Genomic DNA, 26,615 nt, shown 5'->3' on the forward strand with positions numbered 1-26,615 from the left:
ACTTTACCCCACACCCCGGGCCTCTCCGAAAGGCGGCCCCCGGCGCGGGACAATCGCCTTATGGGCAGCACAGACAGCAGGGGAAGCTCGGAGAGCACGGGAGACATGGGAAACACGGGGAGCACGTCCGCGGGCGGGCCGGGCGGCGCACGGGACCGCGACAGCGAGGGGCGTGCGCGCAACGCCCGGCCGCGGGACGGTCTCGGTCGGCCCCTGCCGTACGACGCGCCGGGCGTGCCGCGGCAGCCCGAGGGCGTCGTCCGCACCCCGGAGGAGACCGTCGCCGAGGCGCAGCGGCTGCTGGACGAGGGGAAACCGTTCCACGCGCACGAGGTCTTCGAGGACGCCTGGAAGTCGGGCCCCGACACGGAGCGGGAACTGTGGCGCGGCCTCGCCCAGCTCGCCGTGGGCCTGACACACACCGCCCGCGGCAACCTGACGGGCGGGGCGCGCCTGCTGCGGCGCGGCGCGAGTGCGACCGAGGCGTGGGCGTCCGCCTCCGGGGAGGCGGCGCCACATGGGATCGACCTCGGAAGCGTCGCCGCCTGGGCACGGGAGCTGGCCGAGGACGTGGAGCGAGAGGGCCGACCGGTGGACGCGGGCGCGCGGGCGCCCCGGTTGCGGGGTGCGGACGCTGGGCGCTGACCGGGGACGCTGAGCATGAGCGTCCCGGATGCGGGGCCACAGGCGCGGGACGCCGGGGAGCGGGGCACCGCCCGGAACGCCGAGCACGAGCACTCTGGGCCACGAGAGCGAACACGGCGCACCACCCGGCCCCGAGCCACAGCCACCCCGACCACCGGCCACAAGCGCGCAGCCTCGACCCGGGACACCGGGCCCGGGACGCTGCGCAGGAGCAGCCCGGCGCGAGGCGCGAGCCGGGGCGAGCCACGGCCTGCCGGGCAGGCCGACGAGGGTGCCGGCCACGAGCGGGGCCGGGTGAGACGAGCGGGTCCGTGCCGGCGCTAGGGGGTGTCCGCAAAGTCCCGTGCGGTACCCGCGGTGTCCGGTGCGTGGCCTCGGCGTGCCGGGCGCCGCGGGGGCTGTGCAGGACTTTGCGGACACCCCCTGGGGGACGGACGCGGAGGGGCGCGCCCAGCTCCCGGTGGTTATGGTCCGGTCATGGAGTCCGTGCGTGCCGTGCTCGTCGACATCGACGGGGTGCTGACCGTCTCGTGGCGGCCCCTGCCCGGGGCAGTGGAGGCGTTGCGGGAGATCCGGGAAGCCGGGCTCGCCGTGCTGCTGGTCACGAACACGACGTCCCGTACGCGGGCGTCGATCGCCGGGACGCTCGCGGACGCGGGGTTCCCGGTGACCGCCGAGGACATCCTGACCGCGCCCGCCGCCACCGCCGCCTACCTCGCCGAGCACTGTCCCGGCGCCCGGTGCGCCCTGCTGAACAGCGGCGACATCGAGGCGGACCTCGGCGGCGTGACCGTCGTCGACACGGCGGACTCCGGCACCGTGCCGGATGTCGTGCTGGTCGGCGGGGCCGGTCCGGAGTTCGGCTACGCGGCGCTCGACCGGGCCTTCGGGCATCTCCAGCGCGGGGCCCGGCTGGTGGCCATGCACCGCAACCTGTACTGGCGTACGGCCGAGGGGCTGCGGCTGGACTCCGGTGCGTTCCTGGCCGGTCTGGAGCAGGCCGCCCGGGTGGAGGCCGAGATCACCGGGAAACCGGCCCCGGGCGTTCTTCGAGGCGGCGCTCGCCCGGCTGGGCGCCGGTGCGGGTGAGGCCGTGATGGTGGGGGACGACGTCGAGTCCGATGTGCTCGCGGCGCAGCGGGCCGGTGTCACCGGGGTCCTCGTCCGGACCGGCAAGTTCCAGCCGGAGGCGCTCCGGGCCGCCGACGGCACGCCCGACCACGTGATCGACTGCTTCGCGGACCTTCCGGCACTGCTGCGGGGTTCAGCGCAGCAGTAGTTGCAGTCCGCCCACGACCGTCGCCGCGATGACCAGCTGTTCGAACAGCCGTTGGTTGATCTTGTTGACCGCCCACTTGCCGAAGAGCGCGCCGGGCACGACGAACACCACGAGCGCCAGGTCGAGCAGCAGGGAGCGGCCGTCGATCAGGCCGAGGCCGGCGCTGAAGGGCAGCTTGGAGACATTGACGATCAGGAAGAAGAAGGCCGACGTGCCGAGGAAGCCGAGCTTGCGGAAGCCCGCGGACAGCAGGTACATCGACATCACCGGGCCGCCCGCGTTGGCGACCATGGTGGTGAAGCCGCCGAGGACGCCGTAGGAGCGGGCCTTGAGCCGGCCCGCCCGGGTGGTGACCGACTCCGGCTCCTGCTCGGCGTCCGCCGTACGCCTGCGCCAGACCGTGACCGCGGCCATCAGCAGCAGGATCACGCCGATCGAGGTCCGTACGACCGCGTCGTCCGCCCACATCAGGAAGAGCGTGCCGACGACGACGCCCGCGGCGACCGCCGGGAACAGCCGCCACAGCGTGGGCCAGTGGGCGTGCCGCCGGTAGGTGGCGACGGCGAGCAGGTCCCCGGCGATCAGCACCGGCAGCAGCACGCCGGTGGAGGCGCGGGCGGGCAGCACCGCGGCGAAGATGGCGAGGCTGACCGTGTTGGCCCCGCTCACGGCGGTCTTCGAGAAGCCGACGAGCAGGGCCGCGAAGGCGAGGGCGGCGAACTCCCAGCCGGTGATGTGCCAGAGCGTCATGGTGTTCATGCGAACACTGATGCTATGTGCAACGAACCGGTGCGGGTAGCGGCGTCTCGCCTGGTGAGCCCTAGCCCTGGTGCCGTTCGACGAGTACGGCACTCCCCTGCCCGACACCCACACACATCGTCGCCAGCCCCCGCCCCGCCCCCGTGCGCCGCATCCGGTGGAGCAGCGTCGTCAGGATGCGGGCGCCGGAGCAGCCCAGCGGATGACCGAGGGCGATGGCTCCGCCGCTCGGATTGACCAGCTCGGGGTCGATGCCGAGCTGGTCCACGCAGGCCAGGGCCTGGGCCGCGAAGGCCTCGTTGAACTCGGCCTCCTCCAGGTCGCCGATGTCCCAGCCGGCGCGAGTGAGGACCTTGCGGGTGGCGGGGACCGGGCCGATGCCCATCACGTCGGGGTGCACACCGGCCGAGGCGCCGGCGACGTAGCGGCCCAGGGACTCCAGGCCCAGCTCGTTGAGGGCCTCCTCGCTGACCAGGAGGATGCCGGCGGCGCCGTCGTTCATCGGCGAGGCGTTGCCCGCGGTGACCGTGCCGCCCTCCCGGAAGACCGGCTTCAGCCGGGACAGCTTCTCGTACGAGGTGTCCTCGCGGACGCACTCGTCGGTGTCGACGACCACTCCGTCGGGGCGTTCCACGGGCAGGAGTTCGCCGTCGAAGTGGCCGTTCTTGCGGGCGAGTGCGGCGCGTTGGTGACTGCGCAGGGCGAATTCGTCCTGGCGTTCGCGCGGGATGCCGTACCGCGCGGCGACCTCCTCCGCCGTCTCTCCCATGGAGAGCAGGCCGTGCAGGTCCCGCATCCCGGGGTTGACCAGGCGCCAGCCGAGGCGAGTGTCGACGGTCTCGATACGGTGCGGGAGGGCCTCGTCGGGGCGGGGCAGAACGAAGGGGGCGCGGCTCATCGACTCGGAGCCGCCCGCGATCACGATGTCGGCCTCGCCCGCGGCGATGGTGCGGGCTGCCGTGGTCACGGCCTCCAGGCCGGACGCGCAGAGGCGGTTGACGGTGGCACCGGGCACGGACTCGGGGAGTCCGGCGAGCAGCACGGCCATGCGGGCGACGTTGCGGTTGTCCTCGCCGGCCTGGTTGGCGGCGCCCCAGTACACGTCGTCGACGCGGGCCGGGTCCAACGCGGGCACCTCACCGACCAGGGCGCGGACTACGGTCGCGGCGAGATCGTCGGGGCGTACCGAGGAGAGGGAGCCCCTCAGCTTGCCGATGGGAGTGCGGCGGGCGGCCGCGAAGTGGACGGGACGCACGAGAGGACTCCTCACACACCGCGCATGGACAACCGCGCATTAATTAGCACTGCTAGTTTCGGACTATAGACCTTCAGCGGCCGCCTGGGAAGATTTCTGCGGGTCCCAGGGCGCCAGGAGGGCATTTCCGCAGGCCAGGACGCCGCTTCGGTACTGCCCGCGTCCGTCACGCGTCGCGTTTGCACCTGTGCACCCTGGGCACCCGCGCGTTCATGGAGTGGTTGCGGAGCGCCGCCTGTGTGGACGAGGACCCCGAGTTGTTCTTCCCCGTGGGCACGACAGGCCCGGCCCTGCGGGACGTCGCCGCCGCGAAGCGGATCTGTGCGCGCTGCCCGGTGACCGACCAGTGCTTGAGCTTCGCGCTGAGCAGCGGCCAGGCCGCGGGCGTGTGGGGCGGGACCTGCGAGGAGGAGCGCGACGCACTGCTCCGGACCACGAGAAACGACGCGAGGAGGAGAAGCGCCCTATGACGGCTGTGCGGAGCACACTGCCCGACGAGGCCCGCCGGGTCTCGTGCGAGGCACTCCAGGACACCCTGGTGGATCTGCTCGGACTCTCGCTGATCGGGAAACAGGCGCACTGGAACATCGTCGGACCGCGGTTCCGGTCGATCCACCTCCAGCTCGACGAGGTGGTCTCGGCCGCGCGGAACTTCGCCGACACGGTGGCGGAGCGGTCCGCGGCGCTCGGCGTCCCGCCGGACGGCCGGCCCGAGACCATCGCCAAGGCCTTCACCCTGCCCGCCCCCAAGGAGGGCTGGGTGCGCGACTCGGACGCCGTGCAGGTGATGGTGGAGTCCCTCCAGGACGCCATCGGCCGGATGCGCGAGCGCATCGACGCGACCGAGAAGGCCGACCTGGTCACCCAGGACCTGCTGATCAGCATCACCGCCGAGCTGGAGAAGCAGCGGTGGATGTTCGACGCCGAGAACTTCCCCCGCGAAGGCTGACCGACGCGCACGTACGTACGGAAGGGGCATGTGATGACCGACGCCCTTGAACTCGACGCGCTGTGGGAGGACTTCCACCGCGTGGTGAACATGACCTCGCAGGAGCTCGCGGCCTGGTTGCGGATGCGGGACGCCGACGAGGACGCGGAGCCGCTGCCCGATCAGGCGGGTACGGAGACGGGGCAGCACGTCCTGGCGATCCTCCAGAAGCGGCGCACCGACCTGACCGAGGACGACCTGCGCGTGATGGAGAAGGTCGTGGACACGGTCACCTCGCAGGTGGACGTGGAGAACGAGCCGGAGCCCGAGGTGACGGCCGAGGACACGCGCCGCCGGCGCCGGCTGATGACGGTCGGCCACGATCCGCTCAAGGGGTAGCAGTGGACCGGCAGGAGCGCGTCGTACGCGAACTCCTCGACGCGCACGGCCGCACGTACGCGGACGAGGCGGGTATCCGGCTCAAGGACACCCCGCAGCCGCTGTACCGGCTGCTGGTGCTGGCTCATCTGCTCAGTGCCCGCATCCGCGGGTCGGTCGCGCTGGCCACCGCCCGTGCCCTGCACGAGGCGGGGCTGCGCGACCCGCGCCGCATGGCGGAGGCCCACTGGCAGGAGCGCGTGGACGCGCTCGGCCGGGGCGGCTACCGGCGCTACGACGAGCGTACGGCAACACAACTCGGAGAGGCCGCTGAGCTGTTGACCGAACGGTGGGGTGGGGACCTGCGGCGACTGCGCCGGGAGGCGGACGGCAAGGTCTCCGAACTGCGCCATCTGCTCCAGGAGTTCCCCGGGGTGGGGCCTGCGGGCGCCGACATCTTCCTGCGGGAGGCACAGGGTGTGTGGCCGGAGGCCGCCCCTTACCTCGACGCCAAGGCTCTCCAGGGCGCCGAGCGGCTGAACCTGCCGAAGGATCCGGACCGTCTCACCGAACTGGCCGGGCGGACAGACTCGGCCGTCCTCGCCGCGGCGCTGGTCCGGGCGGCGGTGGACAAGGACGTGGCCGAGGACACGCTGCGGCGGGTGGCCTGACGCCCTCGGGCCCGGCCCTCACCCCAGCAACCAACCCCCGTCCACGGCCAGTTCCACCGCGTTGACCGACCGGTTGCGCAGCAGGAAGTCGGCCGCGTCCACCACGTCCGCCATCGTGGCCAGCCGCCCGGTGGGCGTCTCGGTGCGCAGCACCTCCAGCACCTTCTCCGGTTTGGCCTGCCAGTACGGACTGTCGCCGACGACGCCGGGATGCACGACGTTGACCCGGACGGGAGCGAGTTCGACGGCCAGCGAATTCATCAGGCCCCGCACGCCCGCGTTGACCGTCGCCACCGTCGTCGCCCCTGGGTAGGGGCGTTCCTTGGCCTGTCCGCCGAAGAGCACGATGGCGCTGTCGTCGTGCAGCCGGGCCCGCAGCGTGTGCACGACCTCGGTGTAGCCGACGAGCTTGAGGGTGACCAGCCGCAGGGCGGCGTCGATGTCGTACTCGCTCACCTTGTTGTCGTCCCGGGAGACGCCCGCGAGCACCAGATGGTCGACGCGTCCCACGTCGGCCAGCGCCGCCGCGATCTCCAGCGGTCGCGCCAGGTCGAGGGCGATGCCCCGGGCGCCGAACTCCTTGGCGATCAGGTCGGCGCGGTGGGCGTCGCGGCCGGTCAGGACCACCTCGTCCCCCTGCTCGGCACGGGCCCGGGCGAACGCGAGGCCGATGCCCGACGTGCCGCCGATGACAAGGACACTGCTCATGATCCCTCCTCAAGCGCCTGGCGCAGGTACTCCCAGTCCCTGGTGAACCGGTACGAGTGCCGAGCCGGTGGCTGCGGCGCCTGCGTCTCCAGCCAACGCAGGGGCCCCTGCCCAGCGTTCACGAACCCATGCACACAGCCGGCGCCCGCCCACGCGAGGTCCCCGGGCTCCAGCCGGTACCGCTCGCCGTCGAGGGTGGTCTCGGCCACGCCCTCCAGGATCAGGTACGTCTCCTCGAAGGGGTGGTCGTGGGTGCCGATGACGCCGTCGGACGCGTACTGCACCATGAACATCGTCGATCCGACCGCGCCCAGGTCGCTGTCGACCATCATCTTCACGGTGATGCCGCTGTAGACCAGCAGCGCGGTGCGCATGCTCGCCGTGACGGCCAACAGATCCTGGGACTGCTTGCCGGGGTCCATCTGGCCGGGCTCGAAATGGCCGAAGGAGCGGGTGCGCGGATCGCGGACATCGACCCGGACGGGCTCGCGAGCGGGCAGGTCCGGCACCGTCTGGGTGTCGTACCCGAAGCGGGCCCGCGGCACGGGGGCGAGCATGTCCGCCCAGCGGGCGCCGGTGTCCCCGGCGCCGCGCCAGGCGTGCGGTACCCCGATCGGCAGCAGGCCGTAGTCACCCGCCTCCAGCAGGTACGAGCCCTCGGGCACCTCGAGGACCACGGCTCCGTCGAGGACGTGGAAGCTCTCCTCGTACGAGTGCACATGGGCGGGCACACGGCCGTCCGGTCGCAGTTCGCACACGCCGAAGCCGGTGTGCACACTGCCGTCGCCCTCACCGACCAGCGTCCGCCGCCGGTAGCCCAGGCCGTCGTACGGCGGCTCGGGCGGATCGGCCGCGCGGCGCACCAGGTGATTCGTCATGCCGTGGCCCTCTCCCCCGTTTCCCCCTTCTCGCCCTGCTCCGCCGTCGTCTTGTTCATCTCCTTCGTCCTGAGGAGCCGGTCCCGGGCCTCCGCGACGAGCCGCAGCGCACGCCCGGTGTCGGCCGACAACGTGCCGTCGCGCTTGTGGATCACACCGTCGACGAGGACGGTGTCCACGTTGGACACATCCGCGCACAGGGTCACCGCGGCCGCCGCGTCGTGCACGGGCGCGACGTTCAGCGCGGTGGCGTCGATCGCGACGATGTCGGCGCGCTTGCCGGGGGTCAGGGAGCCGGTGCGGTCCTCAAGGCCCGCGACATGGGCGCCGTTGACGGTGGCGATCTCCAGCATCTGACGTGCTGTCAACATGGTGCTGGGAACCGGCAGGTTGGCCTGCCAGCAGTCGGCGTTGACGCGGGCGCGTTCGGCGCCGAAGGCCGCGCGGATCTGGGTGAACATGTCGCCGGGCACGGTGGTGACGACGTCGATGCTGAGCGACGGCCGCAGACCGTGTTCGATCGCCTGCATCACGGGCGGCCAGCCGTGCCCCATCTGGACCTCCACCTGCGGTGCGACGGACACCGTGCCGCCGCTGTCGGCGACCATCCGCCACTCCTCCTCGCTGAGGTAGCAGCAGTGGACATAGGTGGTGTCCGGGCCGAGGAGCCCCATGTCGTGGAGCTGTTTGACCATGCCGAAGCGGCCGGCCAGCCGCCCCATGGCCACGTGCACGGTGATCGGGATGCCGAGTTCGCGGGCGAGGGCCCACTCGGAGGCGACGACGTCGTTGACGCAGAAACCGGGTCCGCGCGTGGCGAGGGCCATGGTCAGCAGGCCGTCGCCGGACGCGAAGTGCTCGGCGCGGATCCGCCGGACGTCGTCGGCCGGTATCGCGATCTTGCTCTCGAACCAGTAGTCGGCGAGAGAGGTGTTGGCGCTGCCGTACGCGTACTGCGCCCGGATTCCGGATTCGGCCAGGCCCTGGATCGCGGCGTCCGGGTGGTCCGGGGTGTTGTTGATGTGCGACCAGTCGACGAGCGTGGTGATGCCGGCGTTGAGGCATTCCAGCGCGCCCGCGAGGTTGGCGGCGTAGACGTCCTCCGGGGTGTACAGGGGTGCGAAGGTGTCGAGGACGTCGACGAAGTAGTCGTCGAGGGTGGCGTCGGGTGCTATGCCCCGGATCGGCGCCTCCCAGGTGTGGCGGTGGGTGTCGACGAAGCCGGGGATCACGATGCGGCCGGTCATGTCGAGCACCTCGGCGTCGGCGCTGATCTCGGGCCGCACGGCCACGATCCTGCCGTCCTCGACGAGGACGTCCCCCTGGGGCAGATCCCCGATGGCGGGGTCCATCGAGATCACGTGCCCGGAGCGCAGCAGTGTTCTTGTGGTCATCGCGCTTCCTCCCATGGGATGTTCGGTGCGTGGGTCGGTGGCTCAGTAGGCGGCGAGTCCGCGGACCGCCGTGACGACCTTGCCGACGGTGGGGATGACCTGTTCCTCCAGTGCGTCGGCGAAGGGCAGCGGGACGCACTCCCCCGCCACCCGCCGCACGGGCGCGTCCAGCAGGCCGAAGCCCTCGTCGGCGACGATCGAGACGACGGTGCCGCCCCAGCCGCCCTGGTACGGGTTCTCCTCGACGGTGACGAGCCGTGAGGTCTTGCTCAGCGAGGCGAGGACGGTCGCGGCGTCCAGCGGGACCAGGCAGCGCAGGTCGATCACCTCCGACTCGGTCCCCTCCCCCGACAGCGCGTCGGCGGCCTTCAGGGCCAGGGGCACCGTGGAGGCGAGCGCGACGAGCGTGACGTCGGCGCCCTCGCGTACGACGGCGGCCCGGCCCAGCTCGACGACATGACCGGCCGGTGGCGGCGGCCCCTTGGTGGCCAGGAGGTCCTTGTGCTCGAAGAAGACGACGGGGTCGTCGCTGCGGATCGCCGCCGCCATCATGCCGATGACGTCGGCGGGCGTGGCCGGTGCCGCGATCTTCAGGCCGGGGACGGTCAGTGCCCAGTTCTCGGTGGCCTGCGAGTGCTGGGCGCCGAAGCCGAGCCCGCCGCCGTTGGCGGTGCGTACGACGAGGGGCACCGTCACCTGGCCGCCGGTCATGTAGCGGACCTTGGGGATCTCGTTGGCGAGGTAGTCCCAGCAGCAGGCCAGGAAGTCGGAGAACATGATCTCCGCGACGGGCCGCATCCCGGTCATCGCGGCGCCCATCGCCGCACCCACGATGGCTTGTTCGGATATGGGCGTGTCCCACACCCGCTCGGGCCCGAACTCCTTCAGCAGACCCACGGTCGTCTTGAACACACCGCCGGCCGCGGCGATGTCCTCCCCGAGACACACGACCGAGGTGTCCCGGCGCATCTCGCGCGCGATGCCCTCGGCGACCGCCTCCCGGTAGGTGATCACGTCCGCCATGCGGCACCTCCGTCCGCCCACACGTCGGTCAGCGCCTCCCGCGGGTCGGGCGGCGGCCCGGCCTTCGCCGCCTCGACGGCCCGCTCCACGACGGCCCGGGCCCGCTCGTCGGCCTCCGCGACCGTCTCCGCCCCGGCCCCCAGCTCGGCGAGCCGTCCCCGCGCGAGGTCCAACGGGTCGTGCTTCAGCCACCGTTCGACCTCCTCGGCCGGACGGTAGGCCGCCGGGTCGGAGCGGCTGTGCCCGAAGTGCCGGTAGGTCTCGGCCTCCAGCACGGCGGGCCCGTCCCCGGCCCGGGCCCGCCGCGCGAGCCGCGCCACCGCCTCCTCGACGGCCACGACGTCGTTGCCGTCGACGACCTCGCCCGGGATGCCGTGGGCGGGCGCCCGGTCGGCTGCGGGCCGGGCGACCGCCGTGACGTCGGCGATCGGTGTGTACTCCATGTACTGGTTGTTCTCGCACACGAACAGCACCGGCAGTTTCCACACGGCGGCCAGGTTGAGCGACTCGTGGAAGGCGCCGATGTTGGTCGCGCCGTCCCCGAAGAAGGCGACCGCGAGCTGCGCCGTGCCGCGCAGCCGGGCCGACCAGGCCGCGCCTACCGCCATCGGCAGATGGGCACCGACGATGGCGTACGAGCCGAGCATGCCGGTGTCCGCCTTGGTCAGGTGCATGGAGCCGCCCTTGGCCTTGCACAGCCCGGTCGCCCGGCTCATCAGCTCGGCGAGGCACTCCTCGGGAGTGGCGCCCCGGGCGAGGGCATGGTGGTGGCCCCTATAGGTGGCGAACACATAGTCGTCCGGGCGCAGGGCGGCGCTCGCACCCACGGCGATCGCCTCCTGCCCGGCGGCGAGATGCGTGGTGCCCTTCACCAGGCCCTGCAGGAACAGGTCGTGGGCGGCCTTCTCCGTACGGCGGATGACGGCCATCCGCTCGTAGCAGGCGAGGAGTCCGGCGGCGTCCATCAGCTCGCCCCGTCGCCACGAGAGGTGTTGAGATGGGACTGCGCCTCCCGGCGGGTGTTCAGTTCGCCACCCACCGTCCAGTACTTGCGCCCGGCCACCAGCAGTTCCTCGGCGGGGAACTTGGTGATGACCTCGCAGCCGTCGGCCGTGACGACGAGCTCCTCCTCGATCCGGGCGGCGGACCAGCCGTCGGCGGCCGGCCAGTAGGTCTCCAGGGCGAACACCATGCCCTCTTCGAGGACTTCGGGGTGATCGAAGGAGACCAGGCGGCTGAAGATCGGCTTCTCCCAGATCGACAGGCCGACGCCGTGGCCGTACTGGAGGGCGAAGGCGGCGGTCTCGTCGGCGAAGCCGAACTCCTCCGCACGCGGCCACACCCGCACGATGTCGGCGGTCGTCGCGCCGGGCCGGACGAGCGCGATCGCCTGGTCCATGTACGCACGGCAGCGCACGTAGGCGTCCCGTTGCGCCCGGGAGGCGCTGCCCACGGCGAACGTGCGGTAGTAGCAGGTGCGGTAGCCGAGGTGGCTGTGCAGGATGTCGAAGAAGGCCGGATCGCCGGGGCGGATCAGGCGGTCGCTGTAGACGTGCGGATGCGGTGAACACCGCTCGCCCGAGATGGCGTTGACGCCCTCGACGTACTCGCTGCCGAGGTCGTACAGGACCTTGGCTACGACGCCGACGCACTCGTTCTCGCGCACGCCCGGGCGCAGATGGCCGTACAGCGCCTCGTAGGCCGCGTCGACCATGGCGCAGGCCTGGGTGAGCAGGCCGATCTCGTCGCCGGTCTTGATCCGGCGGGCCTCCAGGAAGACCTGCTGTCCGTCGACGACGTCGATGCCTTCGGCGCGCAGGGCGGCGAGGACGGGCATCTCGGCGACGTCGACACCGAGCGGTTCGTTCGCCAGCCCGTGGTCGCGCAGCTCCGCGGCGATCTTGGCGGCCACGTCCTCCGCGATGCCCGCGTCCGGGTGGAAGGCGCCGCGAAGGGTGGAGATGCCGGCGCGCGCGCCGGTGGGCGGGCCGCCCTTGCCGTCGCTGTAGTCGAGCCACGGGTTGTACAGCTGGTGGTGGCGGGCGGCGGAGCCGAAGTCCCAGACGACCGGTTCGCCGTCGCGCACCAGCAGGGCGAAGCGGATCAGCTTGTCCATCGCCCAGGTGCCGATGTGCGTGGCGGTCATGTAGCGGATGTTGGCGAAGTCGAAGGTGAGCACCGCGCCGAGCTCGGAGCTGTTCAGGGACTCGTTCAGCCGGGCCAGCCGCTGTCCGCGCAGCCGTTCCAGGTCGATGCGCTCTTCCCAGTCGACGGCGTTGGGCCCATATGTGCGGATCGCCATGGCGACCACCCCCACTTCGGAGTGAACGCCCGGGTGTCATGGGTGTCAAGTGTCACTGAACATCGCCGGAGACGAACCAGACGCCCACTGCCGGTACCTCTCCATCGTTGCGGTAGCGGTGGGGGGTCGTCGACTCGAAGCAGACGGCGTCACCCGGGCGCACGGTGTACTCGTCGAAACCGAGGGTGAGGATCAGTTCGCCGGAGGTCAGATAGCCGTACTCGGTGCCGGCGTGCCGCATCAGGCCGTCGGAGCCGGAGGAGGAGCCGCCGGGCCGGTAGGTCACCAGCAGGAAGTCGACATCCGCGCCCGGCACCCGGCCGAGACGCTCCCATACGACGCCCGAGTCCAGCTCCAGCGCCTCGCGCTCACCCGCGCCGACCAACGGGCCGATCCGCCGCCCCGGGTCGGCGGCGAAGGCGGCGAGGGCGGGCAGGACGGTGCCGGGGACCGCCGTCTGCGGAGTCGCTCCGGCGCTCCCCCGGACGTCGAAGAGGGACTCGACGGAGATTCCCAGGGCCGTCGTGATCGCGTACAGCGTGCTGACGGAGGGCTGGCTCTTGCCGGTCTCGATCTGCGACACGAGGCTGGCCGACACACCGACCTCCCGGGCGAGCGCGCGCAGGCTCGTACCGCGCTCCAGGCGCGCCTGCCGAATACGCGCACCGACGGGCGGCACGACGGCGGGGGACACGGGCGGCTCCTCTCACGAGCGGCGTGTGTGCAGCTTCATTGAACAGCCGGGGCGGTGTGCCGCGCCAGAGACGGCGGTGTGCCACTCCAGAGCCAAAGGGCCCGGCCCCCGTGCCGAACACCCGCGGGGCCCGCCACTCCGCGCTTCCTCAGCTCTTCCCCACCGGGAACGTCGCCGTCACCTGCCACCCCGCCCCCGCCCGCGGTCCGGCGTGCAGTTCGCCGCCCAGCGCCGTCACGCGCTCCGTCAGGCCGACGAGGCCGAAGCCGCCGCCGTGAGCGGCCTCCGGGAGCTGGGTGCCGCCATGGCCGTCGTCCGTCACCGTGACCTCCAGCCGGTCGCCGGGGCAGGCCAGGGAGACGGTGACCTCCGTGGCGTCGCCCGCGTGGCGCCGTACGTTGGTCAGCGCCTCCTGCACGACCCGGAAGGCCGCCGCCTGCACCTCGTGCGGCAAGCCGTCGGACACGGTCGGGTCACGGTGCAGGACGGCCCTCTGCACCGGGCTCGCGAAGCTCTCGACGAGGTCCGTGACGGCGGCCAGGTCGCCGACGGGACGGCGGTCGGCGGCTTCCGGGCCGGTGTCCCGGAGCACGCCCACCGTGCGCCGCATGGACGCCAGCGCCTCGGTCGCGGCGCGCTCGATACCGGCCAGCACGGGGTCCAGGTCCTGCGGCTGCCGGGCCGCCATCATGCGGGCCATCTGGGTCTGCACGAGGATCCCGGTGACGTGGTGCGCGACGAAGTCGTGCAGGTCGGCGGCGATGGCCACGCGTTCGGCGCGGCGTGTCTCGGTGACCGTGACGGTGCGCCGGTAGTCCAGGGAGCGCAGGTACGCGGCGAGCCCGGCGGTGAGCCCGACCAGGACCAGGCCCAACACGGCGTACGCCAGCACCTCCTCCTGCAACGACCGGAAGTACCGCACCGGCAGCAGGAGCAGGGCGACCGCGTCGAGCACCGCGCACACCAGGGCCCACGGCCACGGGCAGTGGCGTACGGCGATGAACAGCAGGCTCAGCAGGACCAACACCTCGCCCGGCCCGAACGGCACCCCCGCGCCGTCCATCAGCAGCACGCCCGTCGTGATGAGCGCGGAGACCGCGGCGGGCACGGCGGTGCGCAGCGGCGGGGTGAGCCACGGCGGCCTCCGGTCGACCGGCCACAGCACGGCGGCGAGTCCGACGGCCAGCACCGTCACCGACGGCCAGAAGGCGTTGCCGAGGCCGTCCGCGATGAGCAGGTCGTAGAGCGAGGCGGCCAGCAGGAAGCCGACGCCGAAGCCCCGCACGCAGCCCCGGGGAGAGGTGGATCTCATGCGGATCACGGTAAGCGAGGCCCCTGGGTGGCCGGATCGGCCGAACGGCCGAGGGCCGGCGCCCGGACCTGGCCGTTCGGCGGAGGCGCGGGTCCGGGTCCGCGGGTGAGGGTGGAGCCACATCCATCACATACGCTGACGCCCCTGCCCTGTCCCAGCCCCGTCCCAGCCCTGAGGCATGATCGACCCATGACGACCCCCGTCCCACCCGGCCCGGCCGGCGAGCCCGGCGCCGCCGCCCGCCGCGGCGCTCCCATCCGGGTGCTCATCGCGGACGACCAGGACATGATCCGCACCGGGTTCCGGTTCTTCCTCGACGCCCAGCCGGACATCACCGTGGTCGCCGAGGCCCGCGACGGCGAGGAGGCCGTGGCAATGGCCCGCCGCGAGCGGCCGGACGTGTGTCTGCTGGACATTCGGATGCCGAAGCTGGACGGGCTGGAGGCGACCCGGCTGCTGGCCGGACCGGAGGTCGCCGACCCCTTGCGGGTCGTCGTCGTCACCACCTTCGACCTCGACGAGTACGTGTACGGCGCGCTGCGCGGCGGCGCCTGCGGCTTCCTGCTCAAGGACTCCGGGCCGACCCTCCTCGCGGAGGCCGTCCGGGCCGCCGCCGCGGGCGACTCGCTCGTCTCCCCGTCGGTCACGGTCCGGCTCCTCAAGCACGTCACCGCGCCGACGGCCGCCGAACCCGCGCCACCGCCGGCGCCCCCGGTCCCCTCGGCCCCGCTCCAGGAGCCGCTGACCGAGCGCGAGCTGGACGTGGTCCGCCTGGTCGCCCTCGGCCGGACCAACGCCGAGATCGCGGCCGAACTGTACGTCTCCCTGTCCACGGTCAAGACGCACCTGTCCAGCGTCCAGCTCAAGCTGGCCGCCCGGAACCGGGTCGAGATCGCGGCCTGGGCCTGGCAGAACGGGCACGCCCAAGCCGGAGCGTGAGGCGTTCGCGCCCTGGGCGACGCTCACCCGAACGGTCCGGTGCCGGTGGTGGGCCGTCGGTGCCGGTGGTGCGCTGAGGACACGCGTCACGTTCTCAGGAGGCACTCCCGATGACCCGTCGTCCGTACCGGCTCGGCCGCGTCCTGTTTCCCGTCCTGGCTGCAGGCACACTGCTGAACACCGCCGCATGCTCGGACCACGGCGACGAAGACGGTTCACGGGTCTCGGGCGTCACCGCGTCACAGGTCGCCGGGAAGCGGCAGACGCCCTCTCCCACCGCCACGCTCACCACGGCCGGCGCGCGGACCGCGCTGATCACCGAGGCGGACATCGAGGACGACTGGACCCAGGTCAAGGACGCGGAGGCCGAGAACTGGCACGACAGCCTGCTCCTCGGCACGGTCGACGTCTCCGACTTCCTCACCGCCAAGGCCCAGGCCGCCGACTGCCAGCGGCTGCTCGACTCCCTCTTCGACGACGATCTGCTGGGCAGACCGTCCGGAGCGTCCGAGCTGCGCGGCTTCGAGCAGAGCGACTCGCGCCTGCTGTACCAGGTCGCCTCCTACGAACGGACCGACCCGCGGGACTCCTTGAACTGGATGGCGAACCTGCCGGAGAAGTGCGACCAGTTCACCGTCACCGACGACGGCGAACAGCGCACCGTCCAGGTCGTGGAGACCACGCTGCCCGGCGTGGGCGACGCCCGTGAGGGCCTGCGCGTGACGGTGCGGGGCAGGACCGGCGGCACGGAGGCCACGCTGACCCTGGACGTCGCCGCCGTACGCGTCGGCGACGACGCGATCACCGTCACGGCGGGCGGGCTCGCCGGGGGCGAGAACGACTCCGTCGAGCAGGCGGCGCGGCTCGGCACCCAGCGCCTGAAGGACGTGCTGGCCGGCAAGACGCCCTCCCCGAACCCCGGCGAGGTCGAGTAACACGGTCCGCAGCTCTCCCCCGCCGCGCGCCGACAGCCCTGCCGCCTCTGCCGATTCCCGGGACAGCGTGATCACCGGAACGGCACAATGGCGGCGATGGCCGGTATCGGTCTCGTGCGAGGAGAGGAAGAGACGTGAGTGAGAGCCACACCCCGTCGAGCGGCTCGGCGAGGCTGAACACCGGTGTGGCGCACAACGCGCGCGTGTGGAACTACTGGATCGGCGGCAAGGACAACTACGAGGTCGACCAGCAGGTCGGCGAGCACGTGGCCGGCATGTTCCCGATCATCCGGGACATCGCCCGAGCGGACCGGGACTTCCTGGGCCGGTCCGTGTCGTTCCTGGCCGGCGAGCGCGGAGTGCGGCAGTTCCTCGACATCGGCACGGGGCTGCCGACGGCGGACAACACCCACGAGATCGCCCAGCGGCTCGCGCCCGGCTCACGGATCGTCTACGTCGACAACGACCCGATCGTGCTGGCGCACGCCCGCACCCTGCTGACCGGCACCCCCGACGGCGTCACCGCCTACATCGACGCCGACGTGCACGACCCGGACGCCATCCTCGAACGGGCCGGGCACACCCTCGACTTCGCCCGGCCCGTCGCCGTCATGATGCTGGGCATCCTGAACTTCGTCCTGGACACGGAGAAGGCCCGGGACATCGTGCGCCGCGTGATGGCCGCGGTCCCCTCCGGCAGCTTCCTGGTCCTCACCCACCCGACCTTCGACGACGAGCTCGGCGGCGCGGGGCAGATCCCGGCCATGAAGTTCTGGAACGAGAACGCCACTCCCCCGATCACCGCCCGCAGCGGCGCGGACATCGCCGCGTTCCTCGACGGTCTGGAGCTGCTCGAGCCGGGCATGGTGTCCTGCGGGCAGTGGCGCGCCGACGCCGGCTCGGCCGTGCTGGTACCGCAGTACGGCGCGGTGGCCGTGAAGGCCTGACGCCCGGCGCCCATCCCGTCGAGGAGGACGTATGACGACCCTGGCCGACCCCGTGCCCGGCGGGCGTCCCGGCGATGTCGAGCGGGCCACCGCGCTGAGCGGCGAGCTGTCCGGGCGGGGTGTGCACGGCGTCGTGCTGTCCTACGTCGACACCGCGGGCATCGGCAGGGTGAAGACCGTCCCGACGGCCCGGCTCGCCTCCGCCGCGGCCTGGGGCATCGGCATGTCCCCGGTGTTCGACACGTTCCTGGCGAACGATTCCGTCGTCACCACCGACGTGCTCGGCTCCCCCGACGGCGATCTGCGCCTCTACCCGGACCTCGACCAGCTCGTGGTGCTGGCCGGGCAGCCCGGCTGGGCGTGGGCGCCGGTCGACCGGGTCACTCAGGACGGGGAGCGGCATCCCGGCTGCGGGCGCACGTTCCTGCGCCGCGTCGTCACCGAGTCGGCCGAGCGGCACGGCCTGACGTTCAAGGCGGCCGTGGAGGTCGAGTGGACCGTGGCCCGCGGGGACGCGTCCGGCGACGCCTTCGTGCCCGCGACGAGCGGTCCGGCGTACGGCGCCGCGCGGCAGGTCGAGCTCGGTGACTACACCGCCGATCTGCTGGCGGCGTGCGCGGCCCAGGGCCTCGACGTGGAACAGGTCCATCCCGAGTACGCGGCCGGGCAGTTCGAGATCTCGGTCGGTGCCGTCGACCCGGTGGCGGCGGCCGACCGCAGCGTTCTGGTGCGGCAGACGGTCCGCGCGGTGGCCCAACGGCACGGGCTGCGCGTCTCGTTCGCCCCGGCCGTCGTGGGGCAGGGCGTCGGCAACGGCGGGCACGTCCATCTCTCCGCCTGGCGCGGCGGGGGCAATCTGCACGCCGGGGGCGAGGGCCGGTACGGCATGACGGCCGAGGCGGAGTCGTTCACGGCCGGCGTCCTCGCCCATCTGCCCGGTCTCACGGCCGTGACCGCGCCGAGCCCCGCCAGCTATCTGCGGCTCAGGCCCTCCCAGTGGGCGGGGGTGTTCACCGCCTGGGGCCGCGAGACCCGGGAGACCGCCCTGCGTGTCGTCACCGGCACCACCGGGCTGCGCGACCAGGCGGCGAACCTCGAGGTCAAGCCCGTCGACCTGGCCGCCAACCCCTATCTCGCGATCGGCTCCCTGATCGCCGCCGGGCTGGACGGCCTGGCCTCGTCCGCCGCCCTGCCCGAGGAGACCACCGGGGACCCGGCGCGGCTGGGCGAGGAGGAGGCGGCGGCCCGGGGCGTACGGCGGCTGCCGGTCTCGCTGGCGCAGGCCGTCGAGGAGTTCCGCGAGGACGACGTGCTGCGGTCCGCCCTCGGTCCCGTCCTGGTGGACGCGGTGATCGCCGTACGGCGGGGAGAGCTGGCGTCCGTCGCCGGTCTCGACGACGACCAGGTGGCTGCGGCGTACCGGTGGAAGTACTGACGTGGGCGCGGTCCGCGAAGCACTCGACGCGCTGAGCCTGGTCGACCACCACTGCCACGGCACGGTGGCCGCCGATCTCGACCGGGAGGCATTCGAGCCGCTCCTCACGGAGGGGGACGCGTGGCCGGGCGTCTCGCCCTTCGACAGCCCGGTGGGCGTGGCCGTGCGCCGGCACTGCGCTCCCCTGCTGGACCTGCCGCGGCACGCTCCCGTCGAGCAGTACCTCGCCCGGCGCTCGGAGCTCGGACGGCACGAGGTGCAGCGGCGTTTCCTGCGCGCCTCGGGCACGGACGTCTTCTGCGTCGACACCGGTTACGCCCCCGACCGGCTCACCACCCCGCGCGAGGTCGCCGAGGCCGCGGGCGGGGCCGCGTACGAGGTCGTGCGGCTGGAGAGCGTCTCCGAGTCGGTGCGGGCCGCGGGGGTCGAGCCGGACGCCTACGCCGACGCTTTCCGAGCGGCGGCACTGGACGCCGTACGGCGGCCCGGCGTGGTGGCCGTGAAGTCGGTGGCGGCCTACCGCACCGGCTTCGATCTGGCCCCGGACCGCCCCTCGGACGCGGAGGTCACCGCCGCCGCCCGGCACTGGACAGCCCGCGGCGGCCGCCTGGACGACCCGGTCCTCGTACGGCACCTGCTGTGGACCGCCGTCGACCTCGGCCTGCCGCTCCAGCTGCACACCGGGTTCGGCGACAACGACATCCGGCTGCACCGGGCCGACCCGGCCCGCCTCACGGACTGGCTGCACCTGACCGCCGGGACGATCCCGGTCCTGCTGCTGCACTGCTGGCCCTACCAGCGGCAGGCCGCGTACCTCGCGGCGGTCTTCGAGAAGGTCCATCTCGACGTCGGCCTCACCCTCCACCACGTCGGCCCCGCCCGGGCCGGCGCGGTCCTGGCGGAGGCCCTGGAGATCACACCGTTCCGCAAACTGCTGTACAGCTCCGACGCCTACGGTGTGCCCGAGTTCTTCCACCTCGGGGCGCTCGCCTTCCGGCAGGGCCTGGCGGAACTGCTCCAGGAGCGGGTGGACGCCGACGAGCTGTCCCTGCCGGACGCGCTGCGGATCGCCCGGTGGGCGGGCCGGGACAATGCCCGGCGGGTCTACCGTCTCCCGGACGACTCGCCGGGAGGGGGTTGAACAACGTGTAGCCGGTCACAGTTCCTCCCGAGCGGCTACCCAGGAAGTCCGAACGGCTGAAAGTATGATCAAGCAATGTCTGACATGACCGAAACCACGCCCGGCTGGCTGTCCTCCGACGAACTGGAGATGACACGCGCCCGCATGCCGATCCTGTACGTCGAGGCCGTCCCGGTCCGCGTCGACGACAGCGGCGAAGTCACCAGTGTCGGTGTGCTGCTGCGCATCGGGCCCGACGGAACGGTCAGCCGGACGCTGGTCTCCGGCCGCGTGCTGCACCACGAACGCGTCCGCGACGCCCTCCTGCGCCACCTGGAGAAGGACCTCGGCCCGGTCGCGCTGCCCCGCGTCCCGGCATCGCTCCAGCCGTTCACGGTCGCGGAGTACTTCCCGACGCAGGGCATCACGCCGTACCACGACCCACGTCAGCACGCGGTGTCCCTCGCCTACATCGTGCCGGTGACGGGCGACTGCCGGCCCCGGCAGGACGCCCTCGACCTGGTGTGGTTCAGCCCGCAGGAGGCCGTCTCGGAGGCGGTGCAGAGCGAGATGCCGGGCGGCCACGGAGTGCTGCTCAAGCAGGCGCTGGCCCATGCGGGCTGCGTGATCTGACGGGTGCGGGCCAGCACCGAGGGGTGAGCTGATGAGGCTTCCCGACATGCCGCTGCACGACCCGTTCGTCGTCGCCGACGAACCGACGCGCACCTACCACCTCTACACGTCCAACGACCCCTCCGTGTCGGGCGTGGACGGCACCGGCACGATGGTCTACCGCAGCCACGACCTGCGCGACTGGACGCGCCCCGTCGTGGTGTTCCTGACCGCCGAGCAGGAGGGCATCTGGGCGACGGACGGCGCGTGGGCGCCGGAGGTGCACGCCTGGGACGGCCGGTACTACCTCTTCACCACGCTGCACAACGAGGACCGACCGCTCCCGGTCCCACCGCCCAACCAGTGGGGTCTCCCGTTCCGGACCCCGACCCATATGCGCGGCACGGTCACGGCCGTCTCCGACTCACTGCTCGGCCCGTTCACCGTGCTCGACCCGGCACGCCCCGTCCCGCCCGAGCACCTCATGACCCTCGACGGCACCTTGTACGTCGACCCGTCCGGGCAGCCCTGGATGGTGTACGCGCACGAGTGGCTCCAGACGATCGACGGAACGATGGAGGCGATCCGGCTGGCTCCCGACCTGTCCCGGACGGCCGGCGACCCGGTCTACCTCTTCAAGGCCTCGGACGCGCCCTGGACCGCCGAGCAGATCCCCGCGGGCGTACCGCACCAGCTGCCGCCCTACATCACCGACGGCCCCCAGCTGTACCGCACCCCTGACGGTTCCCTGCTCATGCTGTGGTCGACCTACGAGAAGAACACGGCCGGCCAGGACGGCACCGTCAGCGGCGGCTACGTGCAGACGTACGCCGTGTCGAGATCCGGGGACATCCAGGGCCCGTGGCAGCAGCGTCGCCCGCTGGTCCGCGACGACAGCGGCCACGGCATGCTGTTCCGCACCTTCGAGGGTCACCTGATGATGATCCTCCACCGGCCATTCGAGAACGCACGCGGGAAGCTGTACGAGATGGAGTTCCGCGGTCACGAGCTGGGTGTGCTGCGCCGGCGCGACGACCTGGACGGGGGCGGCTGACCGGCCTTTTCTCCTGCACCGAGCGGCGGTGGATCCAGCCCGGCGTGATCACCACGAGGCCGCGTCGGATCGCTCCGACACGGCCCGGCACTAAGCTGTACCAGGTGAGAAGGCATGCCGTGTCGACATCCGCCGGCCGGCGCCCCGCCGGGGTGGACGCCGCGACAGCTGCCACCCGAAGGTGACATGAGACCGGGCAAGAGGCGCTCGTGATGGCAGGAGAGCGGCAAGGGCAGCATCCGAGGCAGCCGCAGCTGCCCGATCTGCACCTGCGCCTGCGGAGCGAGCTGAGCCGGATCGACGAGCAGCTGCGCGCCCTGCTGGATGCCATGGACCGGATGCAGGGCCTGCTGGACGCGGTGGTGGCCATCACCCGGGAGGTGGAGCTGACCGCTGTGCTGCGCCGCATCGTGACCACCGCCATGGACCTGGTCGGCGCCCGCTACGGGGCACTGGGCGTGCTCAACGAGTCGGGAGAGCACTTGGAGGAGTTCATCACGGCCGGGCTTTCCGAGCAGGAACGCGCCGAACTGGCCGGTACCGATCTGCCTCGCGGACTGGGTGTCCTCGGTCATCTCATCAGCCACCCCGAGCCCCTGCGGATCGACGACATCCCTGCCCATCCGTCCTCGGCCGGCTTCCCGCCCCACCATCCGCACATGCATACGCTGCTCGGGGTCGCCATCAGCGTCCGCGGCGCGATCTACGGCGACCTGTACCTCTCCGAGCGGCGCGACGGACAGCCCTTCGACATCCACGACCAGAACGTCGTCACGGCCCTGGCCAGCGCCGCCGGCATCGCGATCGAGAACGTCCGCCTGTTCGAACAGGTTCGTCTCGGAGCCGAGCAGTTCCAGCGGCTGCTCCTGCCCGCGCTGCCCGACCTGCGACCCTTCACCGCCGCCGCCGTCTACCGGCCCGCCGCCGAGCCCAGCAGACTCGGAGGGGACTGGTACGACGCGATTCCCCTCCCCGGCGACGTCGTGGCGGTCGTCATCGGTGACGTGGTCGGCCACGACCTGGAAGCCGCGGCCGCCATGGCCTCGACGCGCAACATGCTGCGCGCTCTGCTGTTCGACCGGGGCAGTACGCCCGGCGCGGTCCTCGCCCGGCTCGACCGCACGCTCCAGGCCATCACGACCAACCCCGTCACCACCACCGCCCTGGCCCGCATCGAACCCGAGGGGCCGGGCTGGCGCATCCACTGGAGCACCGCGGGCCACGTCCCGCCCCTGCTGCTCCCCCCTGAAGGACGAGCGGAATACCTCTCAGCCGAGCCCGGGCTGCCGCTCGGGGTCGACCTCGAGGAACCCCGCCCCGACCACTCCCGATTCCTCTCCCCGGGCGCCACACTGGTCTTCTTCACCGACGGGCTGATCGAACATCCTGCCCACTGCATCGACAAGAGCCTGAACGAACTCGCCGATCTCGCCACCGTCCACGCGGCTCTGCCCCTGGACGAGCTGGTGCGGGCACTGGCAGATCAGCACCCGAGCGACGGTCACGACGACATGGCCGTCCTCGCCCTGCGCATGCCGCCCGCCCGGGCAGAACACCCAGCTCGACGGTCGCGTGGAGGTTCCGGCGGATCCGGCGGATGATGGTCGGGATGGATGTCGATGCGGAGGTCCCCGATGACTGTCGCGCGGCATGCCTGGCTCCGGCGCGGAGGCTCGGCCGCCCTGGAGATCTGCGTCGTGGCCGCGCTGTACTACGGCTCGGCCGAGATCGGACTGCTCCAGCATCTGGTGCGTGGCCAGGTCACCCCCTTGTGGCCGCCGAGCGGTATCGCGCTGGCCAGCCTGCTCCTGCGCGGCCCGCGGGTCTGGCCCGGGATCGCTCTCGGCGCGTTCCTGGTGAACATCTCGCTGGGGCCCTCGCTCCTGGCCGTACTCGCGATCGCGTCGGGCAACACGCTCGCACCTCTCTGCTCGTACGCGTTGCTCCGCCGTACCGGGTTCCGGCGGGAGATGAACCGTCTGCGGGACGCCCTCGCACTGATCTTTCTCGGCGCCTTCACCGGCATGCTGGTCAGCGCCACGATGGGCAGTGGGACGCTGGTCCTCACCGGTGTGCTGGACATCGGCGACTTCTGGCCGACGTGGTCGGTCTGGTGGACCGGCGACGCGATGGGCGTCCTGGTGGTGACACCGGTCCTGCTGGTGCTCCGCTCGGCCCGCCTGCCCAGGGGCGCTCCGCTGTCCCGATGGGTGGAGGGGGTTTTCCTCCTGGCCGTCACGGTCTGCGTCGGTTTCGTCGAGACCAGTAGCACGCCTCTGCTGTTCCTCGGTTTCCCGCTGCTGATCTGGGCGGCCTTCCGCTTCCAGTTGGCCGGGGCCGCGCCCTGCGCCCTCGCCGTGTCGACCTTCGCGATCATCGCGGCCGGCCAGAAGACGGGTCCGTTCACCGCTCACGATCTGTTCACCAACATGATCACCCTGCAGGCGTTCAACGGTTCCGCCTCACTGACCGCCCTCCTGGTCGGAGCGGCTGTCAGTGAACGCGCCCAGGCCGAGAAGGAGATCACGCTGGCGTGCGGACAGCTCGCCGCGATGGTCACCAGAATCGCCGCCAGTGATCGCCGTCCGACGTTCCCCACGGGTGCGGGAGAGCAAGCGGAGAGGGATACGGCCCCGAAATGACCAAGGGCCCCGTCCCACCGAAGTGGAACAAGGCCCTGAACCGGGGTGACACCCCGGACACTCTGTCGGGACGACAGGATTTGAACCTGCGACCCCTTGACCCCCAGTCAAGTGCGCTACCAAGCTGCGCCACGTCCCGTTGCCCGTCTGACCTGGGGATTTCCCCTCGGTCGAACGCGCAGAGCAACAATACCGCACTCCCGTCGGTGATCGCGCATCCGTTTCCGGGGGCCCACCCCTACTCAGTCCGCTGCCGGCAGACCCAGCCGGGGATGCGCCTCCAGGAGCCGGGTCGGGGCCGCCTGGCGCCAGGAGTCGGCGAGGATGTCCCGCAGCTCGCCCTCGCCCTCGAGAGCGGCGAGCCGGGCCCGCACCCAGGCGAACTGCGCCTCGTGGTCGGCGATCCAGAACTTCCCCGGCTCGGCGAGCACCAGTTCGTCCCGCTCCTCCTTGGGGCAGCGCACGGCGATGGACGTCTCGTCCTCCGGCAGCGTGGCGAACATCTTTCCCGCGACCCGGAACGTGGGCATGCTCCAGGCGATCTTCTCCGTCGTGTCCGGCAGGGACAGAGCGATACGTCTTACGTCTTCGGCATCCGGCATGGCAGGCACGGTATCGGCTGCCACTGACAATCACCTGGTGAGAGCGGTTGCCGGTACGTGCTTGTAGTAGATCGTCGTCGGCCGCAACTCCCCGTCGGGGCTGGCCGCGTAGTCGGGGATCGCGCCGATCGCGGTCCAGCCGGCGGACCGGTACAACTGCTCGGCGGGGCTGCCGCTCTCGGTGTCGAGGTGCAGGAGGGTGACGCCGGCCCCGGCGGCAGCGCCCTCCGCCGTGGTCAGGAGCCTGCGTCCGAGGCCACGGCCCCGGGCGTCCCGGTGCACCATCAGCTTGACGAGTTCGGCGCGGTGACGGCTGTTCGGCTTGCCGGGGAAGGCCAGGCTCACGGTGCCCAGCACCCGTTCCCCGTCGTACGCCGCCCACACGGCGAGCCGTCCCGCTGCCACGTCGGCGGCCCGTCCCTCCCACCAGGCGAGAGCCTCGGCACGGTCGAGCAGGGCGAGGAAGCCGACCGAGGCACCGCCGTTCACGGTGTCGACCAGCAGATCCGCCAAACCTGCCGCATATTCGGCGAGTTGGACTTCGTTCAGACGGTCGACGATCACGGCCGCACCACCGCCAGCAGATACCGGACGCCCTCGGGAGCGGCGCACCGGAACCGGGTCGGGCCCCACACGCGCATGCGCAGACAGTCGCCGGCTCCCAGATGGTGTTCGTTGTCCTGCGCGGTCACGTCGAGGGCCCCTTCCAGGACCCAGATGTGCTGCTCCAGACCGACCACGGGCGGACGGTCGTACGCGATGTCCGCGCCGGCGGTGAGGCGGCCCTCGACGAGCTCACCGCGCAGGGCGGAGTGCGGCGGTGACACGGACCGCCGTACGAAGCCGGAGGCCTGGTCCTGCCACAGGGGCTGGTCGGCGGCGCGCACCACGGGCGCCGGTTCGGCCTCGACCTCGCTGAGCAACTGGGACATGGTCCGCCCGTAGACGGCGCACAGGCGGTTCAGCAGCGAGGCCGTGGGGCTGATCTCCGCCCGCTCTGCCCGGGAGAGGGTGGAGCGGCTCACTCCACTTCGGTCGGCCAACTCACCCAGAGAATAGCCGTGTTCGGTCCGCAGCTCGGCCAGTCGGGCGCCCAGCCGGGTGTCGACCGGGTCCGTGTCGTCGCTTCTCACATCCGGGACGCTATCCCGAATATGGGACGACCGTGTTAACGAGTCCTCACACCTGGGCCGCCGTCCCGAGCGCGTCCAGCACCGGGCGGATCAGGGGATGCTCCTCGGCTCCCCGGCGTACGGCGGCGAAGACCCGCCGAGTGGGAGCCGTGCCGTCGACGGGGCGGACGATCACCCCGGCGAGGTCCATACCGCGCAGCGCCGAACGCGGCACGAGGGCGACGCCCGCGTCGGCGGAGGCGAGGGCGACGACCGCGCGGAAGTCGTCCGAGGAGTGCTCCATGCAGGGCTGGAAGCCGGCGTTCTCGCAGGCCAGGACCACCACATCGTGGCAGGGATTGCCGGGGTACGGGCCGATCCACGGGTCCTTGGCCAGTTCGGCGAGTGGGACCTCCGCCGCCCCGGCCAGACGATGGGTGACCGGCACGACCGCGTCGAAGGGCTCGGCGTACAGCGGCACGTGGGTCAGTCGTGGGTCGTCGGCGGCCGGGGCGCCCCGGTACTCGACGGCGACGGCGACATCGACCTGCCGGTCCAGCACCATCGGCAGGCTCGCGTCGCCCTCGGCGTCCTGGACGCGGATGCGGATCCCGGGCGCCGACTCGGCGAGGCGGGCCACCGCGGGCGCGACGACCAGGGCGATGCCGGTCGCGAAGGAGGCGACCGTGACGGTGCCGGCGGCTCCCGAGCTGTAGGCGGCCAGTTCGGCCTCGGCCCGCTCCAGTTGCGCGAGGACCGCGTTGGTGTGGCTGAGCAGGATCTCGCCGGCGGGGGTGAGGCGTACGCCCTTGGCGCCGCGCTCGACGAGCCGGTGCCCGGTCTCCTGCTCCAGCGCGGCGAGCTGCTGGGACACGGCCGACGGGGTCAGGTACAGCGCGGCGGCCGCCGCCGTCACCGTACGATGGTCGGCCACCGCACGGAGGATGTGGAGCCGCCGCGCTTCGATCATGCGATCGATTCTCTCAGGTCG

Annotated in this window: 28 protein-coding genes, 1 tRNA gene and 1 pseudogene; 15 read left to right on the top strand and 15 right to left on the bottom strand. The window is 72.0% G+C overall.

All coding sequences use genetic code 11. The annotated features are described in order from the left end of the window. Positions 1–105 precede the first annotated feature (105 nt). The gene (locus ACZ6TU_RS18445; protein WP_467670764.1) at positions 106–645 is read left to right on the top strand and encodes a DUF309 domain-containing protein; all 540 of its coding nucleotides are present in this window, start codon (positions 106–108) and stop codon (positions 643–645) included. A gap of 477 nt (positions 646–1,122) precedes the next feature. Beyond that, positions 1,123–1,924: pseudogene (locus ACZ6TU_RS18450) on the top strand (HAD-IIA family hydrolase). On the opposite strand, the gene ACZ6TU_RS18455 reads toward ACZ6TU_RS18450, so the two are convergent. Together ACZ6TU_RS18455 and ACZ6TU_RS18460 are read right to left on the bottom strand one after the other, a co-directional pair. Next, complete coding sequence (locus ACZ6TU_RS18455; RefSeq protein WP_467670760.1) at positions 1,910–2,683, bottom strand: sulfite exporter TauE/SafE family protein; 774 nt, start codon at positions 2,681–2,683, stop codon at positions 1,910–1,912. The pseudogene ACZ6TU_RS18450 and the gene ACZ6TU_RS18455 overlap by 15 nt on opposite strands. A 61-nt stretch (positions 2,684–2,744) precedes the next feature. Further along, positions 2,745–3,938: a thiolase family protein gene (locus ACZ6TU_RS18460; protein WP_469549564.1), complete on the bottom strand. Its 1,194-nt coding sequence runs from the start codon at positions 3,936–3,938 to the stop codon at positions 2,745–2,747. 212 nt (positions 3,939–4,150) lie between these two features. Here ACZ6TU_RS18460 and ACZ6TU_RS18465 point away from each other — a divergent pair, with 212 nt between their 5' ends. From ACZ6TU_RS18465 to ACZ6TU_RS18480, 4 genes are read left to right on the top strand one after another with little or no spacing between them, the layout of a single operon-like run. Next, positions 4,151–4,408, top strand: coding sequence for a WhiB family transcriptional regulator (locus tag ACZ6TU_RS18465; RefSeq protein ID WP_469549566.1), 258 nt, complete (start codon positions 4,151–4,153; stop codon positions 4,406–4,408). Then, positions 4,405–4,887: a Dps family protein gene (locus tag ACZ6TU_RS18470; protein WP_467670754.1), complete on the top strand. Its 483-nt coding sequence runs from the start codon at positions 4,405–4,407 to the stop codon at positions 4,885–4,887. Before ACZ6TU_RS18465 ends, ACZ6TU_RS18470 begins: the two co-directional genes overlap by 4 nt. 33 nt (positions 4,888–4,920) lie before the next feature. Next, positions 4,921–5,265 (top strand): DUF3140 domain-containing protein, encoded by a 345-nt coding sequence (locus ACZ6TU_RS18475; RefSeq protein ID WP_467670752.1) that lies wholly within the window; start codon positions 4,921–4,923, stop codon positions 5,263–5,265. Between the two features lie 2 nt (positions 5,266–5,267). Beyond that, on the top strand, positions 5,268–5,915 hold the full coding sequence (locus ACZ6TU_RS18480; protein ID WP_469549569.1) for an HhH-GDP family DNA glycosylase: 648 nt from the start codon (positions 5,268–5,270) through the stop codon (positions 5,913–5,915). Positions 5,916–5,933: 18 nt separating this feature from the next. Here ACZ6TU_RS18480 and ACZ6TU_RS18485 read toward each other — a convergent pair whose 3' ends face one another. The 8 genes from ACZ6TU_RS18485 to ACZ6TU_RS18520 form a co-directional block, all read right to left on the bottom strand. After that, positions 5,934–6,623, bottom strand: coding sequence for an SDR family oxidoreductase (locus tag ACZ6TU_RS18485; RefSeq protein WP_467670748.1), 690 nt, complete (start codon positions 6,621–6,623; stop codon positions 5,934–5,936). After that, positions 6,620–7,501 (bottom strand): cupin domain-containing protein, encoded by an 882-nt coding sequence (locus tag ACZ6TU_RS18490; protein WP_469549572.1) that lies wholly within the window; start codon positions 7,499–7,501, stop codon positions 6,620–6,622. Before ACZ6TU_RS18490 ends, ACZ6TU_RS18485 begins: the two co-directional genes overlap by 4 nt. Beyond that, positions 7,498–8,895: an amidohydrolase family protein gene (locus tag ACZ6TU_RS18495; RefSeq protein WP_467670744.1), complete on the bottom strand. Its 1,398-nt coding sequence runs from the start codon at positions 8,893–8,895 to the stop codon at positions 7,498–7,500. Before ACZ6TU_RS18495 ends, ACZ6TU_RS18490 begins: the two co-directional genes overlap by 4 nt. Positions 8,896–8,937: 42 nt before the next feature. Then, positions 8,938–9,918 carry an alpha-ketoacid dehydrogenase subunit beta gene (locus ACZ6TU_RS18500; RefSeq protein WP_469549575.1) on the bottom strand — a complete coding sequence of 327 codons (981 nt, stop codon included), beginning with the start codon at positions 9,916–9,918 and terminating at the stop codon, positions 8,938–8,940. Beyond that, positions 9,906–10,883, bottom strand: coding sequence for a thiamine pyrophosphate-dependent dehydrogenase E1 component subunit alpha (locus ACZ6TU_RS18505; RefSeq protein ID WP_469549577.1), 978 nt, complete (start codon positions 10,881–10,883; stop codon positions 9,906–9,908). Before ACZ6TU_RS18505 ends, ACZ6TU_RS18500 begins: the two co-directional genes overlap by 13 nt. Further along, complete coding sequence (locus ACZ6TU_RS18510; RefSeq protein ID WP_469549581.1) at positions 10,883–12,220, bottom strand: M24 family metallopeptidase; 1,338 nt, start codon at positions 12,218–12,220, stop codon at positions 10,883–10,885. The genes ACZ6TU_RS18505 and ACZ6TU_RS18510 overlap by 1 nt, the downstream gene beginning before the upstream one ends. 52 nt (positions 12,221–12,272) lie before the next feature. Then, positions 12,273–12,914 (bottom strand): helix-turn-helix domain-containing protein, encoded by a 642-nt coding sequence (locus tag ACZ6TU_RS18515; RefSeq protein ID WP_469549584.1) that lies wholly within the window; start codon positions 12,912–12,914, stop codon positions 12,273–12,275. A 148-nt stretch (positions 12,915–13,062) separates the two neighbouring features. Next, positions 13,063–14,226, bottom strand: a complete 1,164-nt coding sequence (locus ACZ6TU_RS18520; protein WP_467670734.1) for a sensor histidine kinase — start codon at positions 14,224–14,226, stop codon at positions 13,063–13,065. Positions 14,227–14,415: 189 nt separating this feature from the next. Between ACZ6TU_RS18520 and ACZ6TU_RS18525 the strand changes: the two genes are divergently transcribed. From ACZ6TU_RS18525 to ACZ6TU_RS18565, 9 genes are all read left to right on the top strand, one after another. Next, positions 14,416–15,165, top strand: coding sequence for a response regulator (locus ACZ6TU_RS18525; RefSeq protein ID WP_469549587.1), 750 nt, complete (start codon positions 14,416–14,418; stop codon positions 15,163–15,165). 110 nt (positions 15,166–15,275) lie between these two features. Next, positions 15,276–16,100 (top strand): hypothetical protein, encoded by an 825-nt coding sequence (locus ACZ6TU_RS18530; protein WP_469549590.1) that lies wholly within the window; start codon positions 15,276–15,278, stop codon positions 16,098–16,100. A 134-nt stretch (positions 16,101–16,234) separates the two neighbouring features. Continuing rightward, the gene (locus tag ACZ6TU_RS18535; protein WP_467670728.1) at positions 16,235–17,047 is read left to right on the top strand and encodes an SAM-dependent methyltransferase; all 813 of its coding nucleotides are present in this window, start codon (positions 16,235–16,237) and stop codon (positions 17,045–17,047) included. 31 nt (positions 17,048–17,078) lie between these two features. Then, positions 17,079–18,482 (top strand): type I glutamate--ammonia ligase, encoded by a 1,404-nt coding sequence (locus ACZ6TU_RS18540; RefSeq protein WP_469549593.1) that lies wholly within the window; start codon positions 17,079–17,081, stop codon positions 18,480–18,482. A gap of 1 nt (position 18,483) precedes the next feature. Next, the gene (locus ACZ6TU_RS18545) at positions 18,484–19,623 is read left to right on the top strand and encodes an amidohydrolase family protein (protein WP_469549595.1); all 1,140 of its coding nucleotides are present in this window, start codon (positions 18,484–18,486) and stop codon (positions 19,621–19,623) included. Between the two features lie 84 nt (positions 19,624–19,707). Next, the gene (locus ACZ6TU_RS18550; RefSeq protein ID WP_467671484.1) at positions 19,708–20,235 is read left to right on the top strand and encodes an NUDIX hydrolase family protein; all 528 of its coding nucleotides are present in this window, start codon (positions 19,708–19,710) and stop codon (positions 20,233–20,235) included. Between the two features lie 31 nt (positions 20,236–20,266). Further along, entirely contained in the window at positions 20,267–21,268 is a 1,002-nt protein-coding gene (locus ACZ6TU_RS18555; RefSeq protein WP_469549598.1) for a glycoside hydrolase family 43 protein, read from the top strand. Between the two features lie 212 nt (positions 21,269–21,480). Further along, positions 21,481–22,869 carry a PP2C family protein-serine/threonine phosphatase gene (locus ACZ6TU_RS18560; protein WP_469549601.1) on the top strand — a complete coding sequence of 463 codons (1,389 nt, stop codon included), beginning with the start codon at positions 21,481–21,483 and terminating at the stop codon, positions 22,867–22,869. A 33-nt stretch (positions 22,870–22,902) separates the two neighbouring features. Continuing rightward, positions 22,903–23,910: an MASE1 domain-containing protein gene (locus ACZ6TU_RS18565; RefSeq protein ID WP_469549603.1), complete on the top strand. Its 1,008-nt coding sequence runs from the start codon at positions 22,903–22,905 to the stop codon at positions 23,908–23,910. Between the two features lie 65 nt (positions 23,911–23,975). Here the strand turns inward: ACZ6TU_RS18565 and ACZ6TU_RS18570 are convergent. From ACZ6TU_RS18570 to ACZ6TU_RS18590, 5 genes are all read right to left on the bottom strand, one after another. Further along, positions 23,976–24,049 (bottom strand) — tRNA-Pro (locus tag ACZ6TU_RS18570). A 103-nt stretch (positions 24,050–24,152) separates the two neighbouring features. After that, positions 24,153–24,512: an MmcQ/YjbR family DNA-binding protein gene (locus ACZ6TU_RS18575; RefSeq protein WP_467670716.1), complete on the bottom strand. Its 360-nt coding sequence runs from the start codon at positions 24,510–24,512 to the stop codon at positions 24,153–24,155. Positions 24,513–24,542: 30 nt separating this feature from the next. After that, positions 24,543–25,076 carry a GNAT family N-acetyltransferase gene (locus tag ACZ6TU_RS18580; RefSeq protein ID WP_467670714.1) on the bottom strand — a complete coding sequence of 178 codons (534 nt, stop codon included), beginning with the start codon at positions 25,074–25,076 and terminating at the stop codon, positions 24,543–24,545. Next, entirely contained in the window at positions 25,073–25,645 is a 573-nt protein-coding gene (locus tag ACZ6TU_RS18585; RefSeq protein WP_467670712.1) for a helix-turn-helix domain-containing protein, read from the bottom strand. Before ACZ6TU_RS18585 ends, ACZ6TU_RS18580 begins: the two co-directional genes overlap by 4 nt. Before the next feature lie 46 nt (positions 25,646–25,691). Then, positions 25,692–26,594 carry a LysR family transcriptional regulator gene (locus ACZ6TU_RS18590; RefSeq protein ID WP_469549607.1) on the bottom strand — a complete coding sequence of 301 codons (903 nt, stop codon included), beginning with the start codon at positions 26,592–26,594 and terminating at the stop codon, positions 25,692–25,694. Positions 26,595–26,615 lie beyond the last annotated feature (21 nt).

The organism is Streptomyces sp. NPDC052064 (genome assembly GCF_055585925.1).